10 protein-coding genes are annotated in these 15,572 nt (G+C 40.8%); 2 read left to right on the top strand and 8 right to left on the bottom strand.

Annotated features, from left to right (window positions below; all coding sequences use genetic code 11):
* Positions 1-138: 138 nt before the first annotated feature.
* The 5 genes from GM920_RS15455 to GM920_RS15435 form a co-directional block, all read right to left on the bottom strand.
* Positions 139-2,451: a Tex family protein gene (locus GM920_RS15455; protein WP_182959091.1), complete on the bottom strand. Its 2,313-nt coding sequence runs from the start codon at positions 2,449-2,451 to the stop codon at positions 139-141.
* A 173-nt stretch (positions 2,452-2,624) separates the two neighbouring features.
* Entirely contained in the window at positions 2,625-3,611 is a 987-nt protein-coding gene (locus tag GM920_RS15450) for a pyruvate dehydrogenase complex E1 component subunit beta (protein ID WP_182959089.1), read from the bottom strand.
* 85 nt (positions 3,612-3,696) lie between these two features.
* Entirely contained in the window at positions 3,697-4,056 is a 360-nt protein-coding gene (locus tag GM920_RS15445; RefSeq protein ID WP_182959087.1) for a bleomycin resistance protein, read from the bottom strand.
* Between the two features lie 18 nt (positions 4,057-4,074).
* Entirely contained in the window at positions 4,075-6,987 is a 2,913-nt protein-coding gene (locus GM920_RS15440; RefSeq protein WP_182959086.1) for a PD-(D/E)XK nuclease family protein, read from the bottom strand.
* Positions 6,988-6,989: 2 nt separating this feature from the next.
* The gene (locus GM920_RS15435; RefSeq protein ID WP_182959085.1) at positions 6,990-10,229 is read right to left on the bottom strand and encodes a UvrD-helicase domain-containing protein; all 3,240 of its coding nucleotides are present in this window, start codon (positions 10,227-10,229) and stop codon (positions 6,990-6,992) included.
* Positions 10,230-10,429: 200 nt separating this feature from the next.
* On the opposite strand from GM920_RS15435, the gene GM920_RS15430 reads away from it, so the two are divergent.
* Positions 10,430-10,930 carry a thioredoxin family protein gene (locus GM920_RS15430; RefSeq protein ID WP_182959084.1) on the top strand — a complete coding sequence of 167 codons (501 nt, stop codon included), beginning with the start codon at positions 10,430-10,432 and terminating at the stop codon, positions 10,928-10,930.
* A 132-nt stretch (positions 10,931-11,062) separates the two neighbouring features.
* On the opposite strand, the gene GM920_RS15425 is transcribed toward GM920_RS15430, so the two are convergent.
* From GM920_RS15425 to GM920_RS15415, 3 genes are all read right to left on the bottom strand, one after another.
* Positions 11,063-12,811, bottom strand: a complete 1,749-nt coding sequence (locus GM920_RS15425; RefSeq protein ID WP_182959083.1) for a glycoside hydrolase family 3 protein — start codon at positions 12,809-12,811, stop codon at positions 11,063-11,065.
* A gap of 134 nt (positions 12,812-12,945) precedes the next feature.
* Positions 12,946-13,593 carry a porin family protein gene (locus GM920_RS15420; protein WP_182959082.1) on the bottom strand — a complete coding sequence of 216 codons (648 nt, stop codon included), beginning with the start codon at positions 13,591-13,593 and terminating at the stop codon, positions 12,946-12,948.
* 205 nt (positions 13,594-13,798) lie between these two features.
* Entirely contained in the window at positions 13,799-14,413 is a 615-nt protein-coding gene (locus GM920_RS15415; protein ID WP_182959081.1) for a porin family protein, read from the bottom strand.
* A 377-nt stretch (positions 14,414-14,790) separates the two neighbouring features.
* On the opposite strand from GM920_RS15415, the gene GM920_RS15410 reads away from it, so the two are divergent.
* Positions 14,791-15,525 carry an MIP/aquaporin family protein gene (locus tag GM920_RS15410; protein WP_182959079.1) on the top strand — a complete coding sequence of 245 codons (735 nt, stop codon included), beginning with the start codon at positions 14,791-14,793 and terminating at the stop codon, positions 15,523-15,525.
* Positions 15,526-15,572 lie beyond the last annotated feature (47 nt).

The raw sequence follows: 15,572 nt of genomic DNA, 5'->3' as shown, positions 1-15,572 counted from the left end.
CAAAAATAACTAAAAAGGAGGAAATATTCACCATTTTATTTTTTACACGAGTAATAACAAGTAAATTTGATAATCAAAAAAGGTTCGGCTAAATGCCGAACCTTCTCCTTTTGACTCAGATCAATTGATTTGGATTGTTTATTTAAACATATTCTTTAAAGCTTCCAATTTCACCTGTAAATCACCTTCTGGTTGAGCTTTCCCTTTCTGATCCGATTTATGAGCAGGTTTCGGTTTATTGCCGGTAGGCTTGTGATTACCCGATTTATGGAAAGCTTTTCCTTGCTCTTCAGGTTTTCCTGCTGTTTTCATTTTAGGCTTCGCTTCCCCTGTTTTCATGGATAAGGAAATGCGTTTTCTTGCCGCATCCACTTCTACTACGGTCACTTCTACTTTTTGGTGTACTTTGACCACATCATTAGGGTTGGCTACAAAACGATCTGCCAGCTGACTGGTGTGCACCAATCCGTCCTGATGAACACCTATATCTACAAAAGCACCGAAATTGGTAATGTTGGTGACAATTCCCGGAAGTTTCATTCCGATTCTTAAATCAGCGATCTCATTTACGCCATCTGTAAAACTGAATGCTTCGAATTGTTCCCTTGGATCTCTCCCTGGTTTTGCCAATTCGTTCATGATATCGTTTAAAGTTGGCAAGCCGATCTCATCCGTTACATATTGTTGCAACTTGATTTGTTTTCTCAATTCCGCATCTTTAACCAGCTGTGCTACGCTACAGTTCAAGTCTCTGGCCATTTTATTCACCAAATTATATCGCTCCGGGTGAACACCACTAGCATCTAATACCTGTTCTGCATCTCTGATTCTCAAGAAACCCGCAGCCTGTTCAAATGCTTTATCGCCTAAACGAGGTACCTTTTTCAGGCTTTCTCTATTTTTAAACGCACCGTTTTCATTTCTATAGGTCACGATATTCTGTGCCAATTGCGGGCCTAAACCAGAAACATAGGCCAATACCTGCTTAGAAGCTGTATTTAACTCTACGCCTACTGCATTCACGCAACTCATTACGGTATCATCCAGTGATTGTTGTAATTTACTCTGATCCACATCGTGTTGATATTGTCCGACACCAATAGATTTAGGGTCAATTTTCACCAACTCTGCCAATGGATCCATCAATCTTCTACCGATAGAAACTGCTCCACGAACGGTAATATCTTGTGTAGGGAACTCTTCACGTGCCACTTCCGAAGCAGAATAAATAGAGGCACCGTTTTCATTGACCATCACAATAGTCACCTCAGGAATTTGTAAACTGCGGACAAACACTTCTGTTTCTCTTCCGGCAGTACCATTACCAATGGCAATGGCTTCAACCTGGTGCTTTTTACAAAGCTCTATAATTTTATCTGCTGCGTTTTTCACATTCCCTTGTCCGGTATGTGGGTAAATCGCTGTGTTCTCTAATAATTTTCCTTGTCGGTCTAAACAGACCACCTTACATCCGGTACGGAATCCAGGATCGATCGCCAATACGTTTTTCTGTCCCATTGGCGCGGCCAATAACAATTGTCTGGCATTTTCTGCAAATACACGGATGGCTTCTACATCGGCTTTCTCTTTTGAGAAAGAACGAATTTCGGTTTCCATCGCTGGTCCTAGAAGACGCTTATAAGAGTCTTGAATGGCCATCTGTACCTGTTTCGCCGCAGCAGAGCTCCCTTTGATGAATTGCCTTTCGATGATGGAAATTGCACCTTCTTCTTCTGGCATCGTTTCCAGTTTCAGAATGGCTTCATTTTCCCCTCTTCTCATCGCCAACACACGGTGTGATGGTGCTGCTTTCAGTGGCTCTTCCCATTCAAAATAATCTTTATACTTGATCCCCTCTTCTTCTTTACCTTTCATCACTGAAGATTTGAAAGAAGATTTTTGCTGAAAATACTGGCGCATTGCGGTTCTGACTTCCACATGCTCATTCACAATCTCAGCAATGATATCTCTTGCACCTGCCAAAGCTTCTTCAATGGAATTTACGCCCAGCTCCTCGTTTAAGAAAGCCTTAGCCTCCGAATCCGGAGTTCCCTTGCCCTGCTCCAAAAGCGTTAACGCCAATGGCTCCAGACCTTTCTTACGCGCTTCAGAAGCTCTCGTTTTACGTTTAGGTTTGTATGGAAGGTAGATGTCTTCAATTGCGGCAATATTTGTTGCCTCATTGATCTGACGCTCCAGTTCCGGGCTCAGTTTATCCAATGCGGCCAGTGCTTTTAGGATGGCTTCTCTACGTTTATCAAGTTCGCGAAGTTGTTGAAATCTGTCTCGGATTAACGCGACTTGCACTTCATCCAGACTGCCTGTCATTTCCTTACGATAGCGGGAAATAAAGGGTACAGTTGCACCGGCATCTAACAGTTCGATGGTTGCAACAACCTGTTTTTCAGCTACCCCAAGCTCGGCAGCAATTATTTTAGAATGATGACTCATTTAATGATCTTTTGTTATGCTAACGTACAATTGCGGCCAAAATTAAGGCTAACAATCGATATCCTCAAATAAATAATTTGTTAATGAATTGTTGCCCTTCGGTTAGGATGGGTTAAAAAAAATCCCGTTGGTAAATACCAACGGGATCCTATATTAACGATGTAATTTATAACTTATTTTGCTACGTACATCACTTCTTTTACTGCTTTAATCACTTTTTCAGCGTTAGGCAAGCTAGCCGCGATAAGCGTTGGTGCATATGGAAGTGGAACGTCAGCGCAAGTGATACGTAAGATTGGTGCATCTAAATAATCAAAAGCATTCTTTTGAACATTAAACGCGATCTCAGAAGAGATAGAAGCCAATGGCCATGCCTCTTCAACTACCACTAAACGGTTTGTTTTCTTAACAGATTCAATGATGGTTGCATAGTCGATAGGACGTACAGTACGTAAATCGATTACTTCTACACTGATTCCTTCTTTAGTCAACTCTTCAACTGCAGGGTTTACCACACGTGTTAACATTTTACCGAAAGTAACGATGGTTACATCAGTACCTTCTTTAACCACGTTTGCTTTACCGATAGGCAGGTAATATTCTTCTTCAGGAACTTCACCTTTATCACCATACATCACCTCAGATTCCATGAAAATAACTGGATCTGGATCAAGGATAGCTTGTTTTAATAAACCTTTAGCTTCATAAGGAGTAGATGGAACTACTACTTTTAAACCCGGGCAGTTTGCAAACCAGTTCTCAAAGTTTTGAGAGTGCTGAGCACCTAGCTGACCTGCATTTCCGGTTGGGCCACGGAATACGATCGGAATAGAGAATTGACCTCCACTCATTGAAAGCATTTTGGCTGCACCGTTAATAATCTGATCAATGGCAACCAATGAGAAATTGAAAGTCATAAATTCTATGACCGGAACTAATCCATTCATTGCTGCGCCAATACCAATACCGGTAAAGCCCATTTCGGCAATAGGAGTATCAATCACGCGTTTGTCGCCAAACTCGTCTAACATACCCTGACTTACTTTATAAGCACCATTGTATTGCGCTACTTCTTCACCCATCAAAAAAATGTTCTCGTTTTTACGCATTTCTTCACTTAGGGCTTCACGTAACGCTTCTCTAAATTGAATTTCTCTCATTGTATATTCAAATATTAACTGATGGCAAATATAACCATTGTAAATTAATTATAAAGTAGTGTTTTAATTACACTGTATTTTCCCTTTAATTGTCTTCATTTTCGGAGGGCTCTCCGAAATGAATAATATTACCACTATTGTCCAAAATTGAGAACTGATGCATTCCCCAGGGCATTTCAGACAGCTTTCCGTTCGGATGAACGATCCCATGGGCCTCATATTCCTGATACAATTGTGCCACATTATTTACATTAATATAACAGCCTGTATGCTTTGGAATGGCCGGATCTTCGGTAAACCAGAGGTGAATAGAGACCTGTTCCCTACTGAAAATCAGGTAACCATCCCATTCAGAATGGAAGGTAAAGCCCAATTTTTCGGTATAAAAAGCAATGGTTTCTGCTGGATTGTTGTAAGCCAGAATAGGGACTGCTGAAAGTAACATAGGCGCTATTTTTTTTATTTATTTTCCGCAAAGGGTAAGATAAGGACAATAAGTACAATTTTCCGCAACAGTAGTGTGTTTAAAAGGAAGTTCCGGATTGAACAATTCTTCCAGTTTTTCGCGCAGAAGCGTCGTAAAACTTCCTTTTAATTCCTCCAGATGTTCCGCTTGTAAAAGTACTCTCTTTCTATTTTCTTTCAGATAGAACAAGGTACCTTCTTCGCGCATCTTACGCACGATATACAGGTTGGGTTCTACGCCAGAAATTCCCTTTGCTTGCTCATAAACATAGGTATAGAACAACGTTTGCACCAGGGCTTTATTTTGCTTATTACTCTCGCTATCAAACAGTTCATCAATAGAAGAAAAACCAACTTCATCCCTTCCGGTTTTATAATCCACAATCCTGGTGACGCCATTACGCTGATCCACCCGATCGATAATACCGAATAAAGTCAGTTTCCGTTCTGCTCCTTTGACCTTAATCGGGAAGGTAATTACATAATCTTTATCATTTTCCAATTCTACGAGTGAGAATGGTGCCTGTTGTTCATCATGATCCAGGATCACATTGGCATATTCGGCAACAATGGCCAGCATCACCTGCTGCATGCCATTGTATTCCAGTAAACTTTCTTCTTTATCAAACATCACCTTGGAAAAGGCAAGCTTGCACATCTCTGTAAGCTGTTTTCTGTTTTCGGTAATGCGTTCTTTGGTGATATAAGGGCTTTCATCCTTTAATTTCTGATAAAAATTCTCCAGAACAAGGTGTAAGGTAGAACCAATGCTGTTGGCTTCCAGGTTCTCTGCAAGCGCTTCCGGTTCTTCTACTTTGGCAATATACTTATAGAAAAACTGTACCGGGCAGTTGAGGTAAGTGGTGAGTCTGGTGGCGGATAACCTAACCGGATCTTGCTCCTGATTGTCTAAATAAGTATGTAAACGCCTCAGCACCTCCCCTTCTTTTTTAATCTCAAATTCTACTTTCGGCTCAATAGCAAGGGATTGTGACTGATCGAAATATTTAAAAGTATAGCCGCTTTCAAATTCCAGTTGCTTTAAAAAGCGACTGGGTTCACCGGTATTACTGTCGTCCGCCTGGCCGTTATACACCAGACTTACCTTATTAGAACGCTGCAATAAACGGTAAAACATATAGGCAGAAATCGCGTCCTGGTTTTCTATCACAGGTAATCCATAGGCCCTGCGGATACTATCAGGGATGAAACTTGGAGAAACGTTGATCTGTGGAAGAATACCCTCCGTTACCCCAAGCACATACACATGCTCAAAATCCAGGCTCCTGCTTTCCAGCAATCCCATCACCTGTACTCCTTGTAGAGGTTCTCCACTTAAAGGAACTGCGATTCCCTGCACTGCTTTTTGCATCAAAGAGAGCACAAAAGAAAGGGGTAGATGTGCCGCATAATCGGCTAAAGTATCGTGTAATCTGTTCAGTTCTTTCAGCGTGGCGCCAAATAAATCGGCTTCCGTTTGTTTTAAAGTCTGCTCTTCCAGTTGTCTTTCCAGTATCAATTTGAAGACCTGCTGCAGGTGATCGATGGCCATTAAGCCTTTGTCTACTTTGGTGAAAAACAAGGTAGACAAGCTATCTTTTTGTAAGGTTTGCACCGGAACATCAATCAATTGATCTTTCAAAATTTCCTGTTGTATGGCATCTCTTAATGCGGGTAAAACGCCCGTTAAAGGATGAGAGAGGAAGGCTTCTACTTCTCTATAATAAATGGTGTCTTTTTTTCCTTCAGTCAATTGTGCCTGTACGCTCAACCATAAATCAGCAAGGCCGAAAATGGAGGTGGCCAATAGTGGATATCCCATCGTGACGTTCAATTCAATATTGGAAATCCCGGCTGCGTGTTGATATTTGGTGGGAATCGTTTGTAAAACAGGCAATAGCAAGCTCTCATCGGCAAGAATCAGTGCTATTTTTCCGGCATTGTCTGCGACATCCAACAATGGATAATCCTGCAACAATTCTTGATGAAGAATCTTTGCTTGTGCGGTCTGTCCTTGTGTTTTATAAACGTTAATCTCTTTCTGTTGATTTCGAATCAGGTCTCTTGCCTCGCCCAAAGCATTTGGAAGTCCTAATTTTTGAATGTTTTTTCTCAGGAAAAGTCCTGCTTCCTGAGTTTCATCATCCATATAGTATTTGTCGACATCAAAATAGAACAAAGCTTTTTCTTCTTTATTCCATTTTTTGAAAATCACGGCTTCCGCATTGCTGAGTGCATTAAAGCCAGCCAGGACAATTTTCCCTGCTTTAAAAGCGTCGATAAATTGTGGTAAATCTGCATTTCCTTCTGCCAGCTGACGATAAATATAGGCCATGGTGGTATAGCCTTTATCTCTTAGTGCCGCATGGAATGCGCGATACAGTTTTGGCATACGTCTCCACATGCGGATAAACTGTTCCTGATGGTATTGTTGCTTTCCGGAAGAAAACGAGGACCAGAACTGCTCTAAGAACTGTTGCTGTTCTTCGGTCAGGTGTTGAAAATCCTTTTCAATCACCGCAATATCTTCCAGTTCCTGAAACAGCTGATCTGCATTCACCAGATCATTGTCTATTTGTGAGAAATCACTCAGAATGATCCTGGCAATCGGGTAAAAAACATCAGGATTGAGTGGTTTTCCACCTTCTTCAATAATGAGCTTATTGTATTCTTTTAACAGGGTAAAGAACTGGGTAAAACCGTCGGCTACCTGCAGATGCGTAGATAGGGCAAAAAACTCCTGAATGGTGAAAAACGAGGGGGCCCAAAAAGGCTTCTTCAGCGTATCTGCCAAATGGTTTTGCAGGTAAGGCACCGGTCTTTTATTGTTAAAAACTATTGCGGCATGGTGCAGATCCGAACCCAATCTTTTTACTAAATCTTCTGCAACTTCTTTTAAAAACGCCTTCATCTTTACACTGATTTTAAGGTTGCACTATGTGCATAAAACAAATAGGTTTTTACCTTCTGGTAGCCCATTGCCAATAACAAGTCGCGGTATCCGTACACTTGTTTAATATGTGAGTCGCTCTCTTTAAGCGTAAATTTATAATCAATCACGATGACCTCATTTCCAGAGATCAGCACTTTATCCGGACGGTACATTTTTCCGCGGACATCAATAATGCTCTTTTCGTTAATGGTCTCTTTACTGGTTTTCAATAAGGCCTGTAGCTCTTCATGTGCCAACACATTCCCCGCTTGCCTGCGGAGAGAGGGCAACTCATCTACTTTAAAGAACCCTTCATTGAGCATACTGCTCAAGGCAGTTTCCATCTCTTGAAGATTAGCTGATCTGGCCAATATCTCGTGTAAAATCGTCCCTTCCCGACCAGCATTTGTGCCGGTTAACATTTCCAGTTCTTTTCTTTTGAGCTTATTATTGAAAACTTCTGAAAGCCTTTCTGAAGTTGGATATTCCTGCAAATTGATCAACGCGGGTCCATTTTCTTCGGCCGGCTTTGATTTACTCTTTTTAACTACAGGCACATCCACAAAAAAGCGACCTTCTTCATCCAATTGATCTTGTAAAGTCATCGCCAACACATCGCCGATCGTACTTACCGTGTCCGTCTTTTTACCCAGGCAGGTGATGTACAGGTACTCTTTTGTTCTGGTGGTTGCAACATATAACATGTTTAGCGCATCCATATTGTTGTAAAGTAATTCCTCATAATAAGGAATGGCAACTGCCGATTGTCCGAGTTCTTTATTGTATTTCAAAGGAATACTTTGCAGCTGATGGTAAGCGGTATCTGCTGTAGGCACCCAAAAAATCCCATTGGGTTTTCCATTGATTTCCCAGTTACAGAATGGTACCATCACCACTTTAAAAGCTAATCCTTTAGATTTATGAATGGTAATCACCTGTACCGCATCTGTACTTTCTGAAGAGGGCAAGGTTTTTCTTTTTCCTTCTTCATCCCAATAGGTCAGAAAAGCGGTGATCCCTTTTTCCCCTTGTCTGGCGAAATTCCCGGCAAGATCTCTTAATGCAAAGAGGTAAGGTAAATGCGCAGCATGTCTGGCTTGATTCAGTCCATAAGCATGGATTAATTTTTCCAATAGCTCTGGCAAAGGTTGCTGCATCCAGCTCTTCCAATTTTCACAAAGTTCCTGTGGGAGAATCTCGATCAAGTGTTCCAGACCTTTAATTTTCAGGTTGAACAATTGATCTGGCAGAACCTCAACGCCTCTTAACTGCGCATGTAAACTGATGATATTCGCTTTATACAAAGCTGTATTTCCAGGGATTCCGGCCATCACTTTTAAGGTGTTGATCAGAATTTTTACCGAGACATTGTTCTCAATCAACAAGGCTTCACCGGAGATCACATTAATGTTGTTCTCCATTAGCGCATCTACCACGGCAATTGCTTCTGAATTGGAGCGCACCAAAACACAGGCATCACCTGCTTTATAGCGTTGTTCTTCCACAATCAGGCGCTTTAAGGTCTCTACCATACGCCTTAATGCTTCAGGTTTGAAGCCTGTTCTGCCCAGGCTGGCACCATCCGCATCTGTTTTCAAAACAGAAAAATCAATGGCACCACCTTCCGCTGTTTTTGGAGTAATCTTCTGTTCTACTTCGGCATAAACGTCAGTCATGATGTGACTGAAGCCCATTTCTTCCCACCAATTGGCTAATTTCTCATTGGCAGCTTGTTCTCCAATCGTTTCATTTAACCGGCGCTGCATGAGGATTGGCAATGCTTTAAAAAGCGTATTGTTGAAAGAAATGATATTTTCTGTACTTCGGTAATTCTCTTCCAGGTTTGCGGCAACCACGTAAGTTTCACCAATATCTTTCTTTGCTTGTTGGTGGAGGATATTCCAATCTCCATTCCTCCAGCGATAAATAGATTGCTTGACATCACCTACAATCAAATGATCAATCAATTTTCCATTGGCTTCCGCCATCGCATTTTTCAACAGGGGTTTAAAGTTTCCCCACTGATTTGCAGAGGTATCCTGAAACTCATCAAACAGAAAATGTCGGTATCGACTCCCGGTTTTTTCCCAGATAAAGGCAGGGTTGTCATCGTCTTCTCCGGTAATTCCTTTCAGCAGATTTTGCGCATCACTGATGAGTAGATTGCCACTTTCTTGTCGGTAAGTTTTCAACAAAACCGCCATTTCCTGCATTAAGCGCAGGTAGTATAAATTTTTATTGAAGGCCTGGGCAAGAATATATTCCGGCAGGCCATGGATATAATGTTGGTATAATTTATCGAGGATAGGGTTCAACGTATAGTAAAGACTATCGTCGGCACCTGGTTTAAACCATTCTTCCGGTTCATTAATGACTCTGGCAATCGTTTCGAGCTTGGAGAAATCTCCATCAGAAATTTTCGCTATTGCCAGCAAAGGAGACCTGGATTTTCCTTTGAGCTGATCCGTAGGAACATTCGCACCTTCAAAAAGATTGGTTGCGCGCAATGCCAGCTCTTTAAGATCGCGCTCAAACAGATTAATTTGTTGCTTAGTTGTTTTACTATACTCCCCAAACATGGCATTGAGGTCGTTGTGCTCAATTAATTCCTGAATAGCATTGTCGAATGGCTGATAACGTTCTTTGAAAATCTCACCAGCAAGGTCGGTCAGCTCATTTCTATAGTTCCAGCTTACATTGTTGCTGATCCGGTCTAAGGCAAGGTCAATAATCCACTGCAAGAGGTTTGGATTGTGGTCCATTTGCTCATCCAGCTTGTCTGCAAGTTCGTTCTTTACCTTCTCAAAATTCATCTCTAAGGCATAGCCGGAATCTAAACCCAATTCAAAGGCAAAGCCTCTGATCACTTTTTGAACGAATCCATCAATTGTACTAACAGAAAAACGGCTATAATCATGAAGGATTCTTTTATAGATCCGCTCCGATCTTTGCTGAAGCAGCGATTTATTTAAATCGGGATGCGCTTTTAAAACCAATACCCGATAGTCTTCCACATCTTCCTGCCCGAGTGCAAAGCCTTTCAACACCTCCATGATCCTGGTTTTCATCTCTTCGGTTGCCTTATTGGTAAAGGTTACGGCAAGAATTTCCCGATATTTCGTTTCTCCGGATAATAATAGGGTCAAATAATGGGCTGTAAGACTGAATGTTTTACCAGATCCTGCGGAAGCTTGTAGTATTTTTAACGGCTGTTGAGGCATTAGGTAAAGCTAAAGGATTCTTCCGAAGTTTCCACAAAATAGTAGACTACCAAATTAGTAGATTAATTTTATACTCAGATTACAAAAAGATCTGAATAGTTTTCTATTTTTGGATTAAGCAAATTTATTGGGTTGAAATCCTCTTAAATCTTAATATTTTATCAGAAATTGTATCAACCTAAAAATCAAAAAGAATACTCATGAAAAAACTGGCATTACTACTTTTCGCTTTCCTTACTATCTCTGCCAGCAGCTTTGCGCAGGATACCAAAGAGGCGGTTAAAATTTATAATCCTGCTGCGAATGCACAGGCCGATCTTAAAGCTGCCATTGCAAAGGCTAAAAAAGAAGGTAAACACGTATTTGTACAGGTTGGTGGGAACTGGTGTTCTTGGTGTATCGCCTTTCACAATCTGGTAGACAACACCCCGGAGCTTAAAAAATTGTTGAATGACAATTATGAAACCGTATTGATCAACTATAGCAAAGAGAACAAAAATGAAGCGGTATTGGCGAAATTGCAATATCCAGGACGTTTCGGATTTCCTGTATTTCTAATCCTTGATGGCAATGGGAAACTATTACACACCCAAAACTCGGCTTACCTGGAAGAAGGAAAAGGCCACAGTGTGAAAAAGGTATCTGAATTTTTGAAGGGCTGGACTGCTGCTGCATTAAAACCTGAAAACAACAAATCATAAATTAAGGGATCATACCCACAGGTGCGAACAAATAGTTTTAAATTCCCAGCTATAATTGTTTGCATACCCATAAAAAAAGCCACCAAAAAGCTAGATACTTTTTGGTGGCTTTATATTTAGTGAAAATTTCTTTTACAACCCATCACCATACTTAAAGCTCTGATTCACGGTAACTGGCAATTTACCAGAAGGTATCAATTGATTTTTAAGCACTGATGCCGCTGCACGCTGCATAAAGTCTTCCTTTTGATACGCGACAATCAGTGCCTTACTGTTCTCTAAACCTGGCAAAGCGGCAATATTATATGGATTCGCAAACAAGGCAAACACGGCATTCTGATCTGACATATCTTTAATAAATTTCTTCAGGTCTGCGCTTAAGACCATTCCATTTCCCGGGCGATTGCGTGTATCATGAATCCCGATAATCACCTGATCAAAATTGCCAATTTCCTTTAAAATTTTAGCAATGGCGGCGGCATTTGCAGTCTTATCAAGGGTATAAAAAATAGAATTCTTGTAATATTTACCCAAATCCGTCTGGAAGATTGTCACCTGAGGTGTACCAATACTAATGATTGCTGTTCTCTTTTCAGCAGCAAGTGTTTTTAGGTACTGTTTTCCCCTGAGCAAAGTCATGGAAGCATCTGCAAGCTGTTGTAACAATACTTTACTTTCTGGTCGGTTAACTTCCGCATAAACATGCTGTTCATTAACCGTGTCTTTTACATTTAAGCCGGCCCAGTATTTAGCAGTTAGAATCTTTTTTACGCTCTGATTGATGCGCTCCATTGGAATTCGTCCTTCTCGAACTGCTTTTCTAACGAGTTTAATCGCGCGGGCGCTATTTTCCGAGAGCTCTAGAATGTCATTTCCAGCAATAATTCCCATCACATCAGCCTCACCATCCTTGAAGTACTTCACTACACCTTTCATACCCATCGCATCTGAAATGATGATTCCTTTAAAGCCCAGCTCTTCCTTTAAGATCCCGGTAACAATAGGTTTTGATAAGGTGGAAGGCATATTTGGCGTATTGTCTAATGCCGGAATATTCATATGTGCGATCATCACTCCCGCTGCTCCTTCCTTAATGAGTTCGCGAAAAGGATAGATTTCCAGGCTGTCCAGTCTCTCTTTTGAAAAAGGCAGTTTAGGCAGATCGTAATGAGAATCTACGTCGGTGTCCCCATGTCCGGGGAAATGTTTTAAGCTAACCAATAGTCCGCCATCCTGCATTCCCTTCATATAAGCGGAAGCTTTAGCGGTCACATTGTATTTATTTTCGCCAAATGACCTATAATTGATCACTGGATTTTTAGGATTGTTGTTGACATCTACATCTGGCGCCAGGTTCATGTGCATCCCAATGCGTTTGTAGTCTTTGGCTACCTCTTGTCCCATTTTATAGATTAATCCTTTGTCCTGAACAGCACCTAGTGCCATTTGGTAAGGATAAGAAATCGTGCTGTCTAAACGCATTCCGAGTCCCCATTCTCCATCCGAAGTGATCAATAAAGGTACACGTGCGAGTGCCTGATATTTATTCGTTAAGATTGCTTGGCGGCCGGGACCTCCTTGAAAAAACACAAGACCGCCGATTCGTTCTTTTTTAACCACCTTGGCAATCGAATCTTCGAAAACTTTGCCCATATCTGTGTGTGCTCTCACGAAAAACAGCTGTGCAATTCGCTGACGCTTATTTAACTTCTTAAATACAGAATCAACCCATGGGTTAGGCACCGACAACGTTTCTATATAGCTTTTCCGTTGCACTTGTTGTGACTGTTGCTGTGTTTGGTTTTCTGTTTGCTGTGCCTGAGCTGTAGAAAGGCCTGTTAAGGAACAAAAGAAAGCAAGGATGGGGTATTTAAATTTCATGGAGCTGGGATTCGGTTAAATCTCAAAGGTAGATAAAAAAACAAGGAGCTAAAAAGCCCGTATCAATTGAATGACACGGGCTTTTTACAATAATCTAAATTTAAATTTCTAGCGAATTTCTAAAAAATCAGGTTCTAAAAAGTATATCCTAAGGATAAGGCGAAACCTTTATTTTTCAATTTATCCTGGTTTAAATCATCATTAAATGATTTTTGAAAGTCCATCGCATATCTTCCATTCACATTGATATTAGGGGTAATGTTATACCCAAGACCTACAACTCCACCTGCGATAGATTTTTTATAATCCTTTTTGTTAGTAAAGCTATCTCCTACTTGTTCCCCATTCACCTTAAATGAAGATTCCTGAGAAAGCAGGAAAGATGCCTGAGGACCTGCAAAAATCGTCAATTCTGGAGTTGGTCTGTAACCGATCAGAATTGGCACATCTAGATAACCTACTTTAGAATCAAATTCTGAGGTATTTCCTGCAAAAGTCTCTTTAAACTTACCCCCTTTTTGGGAGTACATTACCTCCGGCAAGAAAGCAAAGCCACCACCTAAAGGTAGGTCTGCATATACACCAGCCTGAAATCCTACTTTTGAATCTGTGGAATAATTTTGATCAGCAATAGAGATCTTACCCATGTTCATCAGATTGGCTCCAGCTCTAATACCAAACCTGATCTGATCGTTTGCTGCACTTTGTGATTGTTGTGCTTTTGCCGTATAGGCCATACTGCTCATCGTTAGACCTAATCCTATAATGAATAATTTTTTCATAGTTATCGATTTTAATTATTTTAAAATTCAAGGAGGTTAATGTAATAACCATGCCAAACACTTGGTTACAATGGCAAGAAAAGGCGATTACAAGAGCCAAACTCCACTGACTATCAGTTAAATAAAGTCAATCAACAGCTGTTCATAATTTTCCAGGCAAAGCGCATAAATTGTCTGAAATTCAACACAGCTGAGAAATCTCAGCTTAGAATTTCATACCCAGTCCAACTGAGAATACCTGGTTTTTGTATTCTGGAGTTCTTTTCGTTCCATCCTCATTATTTTTCTGGAAATCCAATGCATAACGTCCATGAAGGTCAAATTTGTCATTAATATCATATCTAAAACCAATTACCCCTCCCAAAAGACTCTTTTTAAACTTATCAGAATCTTCTCTGTATTCCTCTTCTATAGTTGGACCAAAATCGCTTGAATATTTATTTTTGGTAGAGGTTAAGAAAGAAACCTGAGGCCCTACAACCAGGTTTAAACCAGAACCGCCCACATTAATGGTAGCCAAAATTGGTATATCGACGAAATGGGTTGTTTGTTTGAACTCACCCAGTGGTGTTTCCAATTTATATCCTTTGGTGGAATACAATAGCTCTGGAGTGAATGCCAGACCTTTAATCAGCATAATATCCAAAGTAATACCTGCATTAAACCCAGGGTTTACTTTTGTTTTATAATCGTTATTTCCGTCTCCTTTGATGATGTTAGGGACGTTTAGTCCGCCCTTAATCCCAAACCTAATTGGACTTTGTGCATTTACAGCACCAGCGGTGAATAGGCAAATTGCCAAAATGATGATCTTTTTCATAATGTGTTATTTTATTTGAGGGGGCTTAGAAAGAAATGTGCCACAATGCCTTGGGGGAAGAAAATCAGCTTATTGAAATCCTTGCTGAATGGCTCATTTGAAGTGTTTTAACCCTCCAAAAAGAAAAATATCTCAAGACAAGACCGAGGATATTAAAGCCAGCCCTTATTGTATCAAATTTGATACAATAAGGGCTGGCCACACTCATTTCCAAGAAACGTTGTTTGTATGCTAAGCCATTTTAAGCAACCGGAATGCAAAGGCTAAAGGCATCTGGTTGATTAAATTTTCCAATTGGCTTTCTATTTTTTCGAAACGGTTTGTTTATACTTACGTATAATTGCGCTTAGTTCATTAAAAAACTTAAATCTATAGAAATGTCGGAATTTTCAGCCGAGGTCATCGGTACTATGTTAATGATACTTTTGGGAAATGGGGTGGTTGCAAATGTGGTCTTATCCGGTACCAAAGGAAACAATGGTGGTTGGATCGTCATCACAACTGCCTGGGCACTCGCCGTATTTGTGGGCGTAGTTGTGGCCGGGCCTTATAGCGGAGCACACCTGAATCCTGCTGTTTCTATTGGCCTCGCCATTGCCGGAAAATTTAGCTGGGCTAAAGTTCCACTATATGTTGCAGCGCAATTTATTGGCGCATTTTTAGGCGCTTTTCTAGTTTGGTTAACTTATAAAGACCATTATAAACCAACTGAAAGTCAAGCTGCAAAACAGGCTACTTTCTGTACCGCTCCGGCGATCAAAAACAAATGGTCTAACCTGATCTCAGAGATCATAGGCACATTTGTCCTGATTTTTGTCATTCTTCATTTTACTGATGCAGCTTTAGGTACGGAAAAAACAGCCATAGGACTAGGTTCATTAGGCGCAATACCAGTTGCATTTCTGGTTTGGGTGATTGGATTGTCGCTTGGAGGAACCACTGGTTATGCCATCAATCCGGCAAGAGATTTAGTTCCAAGAATTATGCACGCCATATTACCTGTTCATGGAAAAGGTGATAGTGGCTGGGGATATGCCTGGATCCCTGTTGTTGGTCCACTAATTGGCGCTTCAGCTGCTGCCCTACTTAACTTGTACCTACATCAGGCATAAAATTAATGGTCCATATTTTAGTATAACCTTTATTGATTGATACAAGC

This window comes from Pedobacter gandavensis, from assembly GCF_014172405.1.
Lineage (GTDB): Bacteria > Bacteroidota > Bacteroidia > Sphingobacteriales > Sphingobacteriaceae > Pedobacter > Pedobacter gandavensis.
The sequence above is the reverse complement of the archived record's forward strand: the minus strand, read 5'-3'. Positions and strand labels throughout refer to the sequence as shown.

Coding starts and splice junctions, on each gene's coding strand:
- GM920_RS15455 (WP_182959091.1), bottom strand. CDS start 2,451: ATGAGTCATCATTCTAAAATAATTGCTGCCGAGCTTGGGGTAGCTGAA.
- GM920_RS15450 (WP_182959089.1), bottom strand. CDS start 3,611: ATGAGAGAAATTCAATTTAGAGAAGCGTTACGTGAAGCCCTAAGTGAA.
- GM920_RS15445 (WP_182959087.1), bottom strand. CDS start 4,056: ATGTTACTTTCAGCAGTCCCTATTCTGGCTTACAACAATCCAGCAGAA.
- GM920_RS15440 (WP_182959086.1), bottom strand. CDS start 6,987: ATGAAGGCGTTTTTAAAAGAAGTTGCAGAAGATTTAGTAAAAAGATTG.
- GM920_RS15435 (WP_182959085.1), bottom strand. CDS start 10,229: ATGCCTCAACAGCCGTTAAAAATACTACAAGCTTCCGCAGGATCTGGT.
- GM920_RS15430 (WP_182959084.1), top strand. CDS start 10,430: ATGAAAAAACTGGCATTACTACTTTTCGCTTTCCTTACTATCTCTGCC.
- GM920_RS15425 (WP_182959083.1), bottom strand. CDS start 12,811: ATGAAATTTAAATACCCCATCCTTGCTTTCTTTTGTTCCTTAACAGGC.
- GM920_RS15420 (WP_182959082.1), bottom strand. CDS start 13,593: ATGAAAAAATTATTCATTATAGGATTAGGTCTAACGATGAGCAGTATG.
- GM920_RS15415 (WP_182959081.1), bottom strand. CDS start 14,413: ATGAAAAAGATCATCATTTTGGCAATTTGCCTATTCACCGCTGGTGCT.
- GM920_RS15410 (WP_182959079.1), top strand. CDS start 14,791: ATGTCGGAATTTTCAGCCGAGGTCATCGGTACTATGTTAATGATACTT.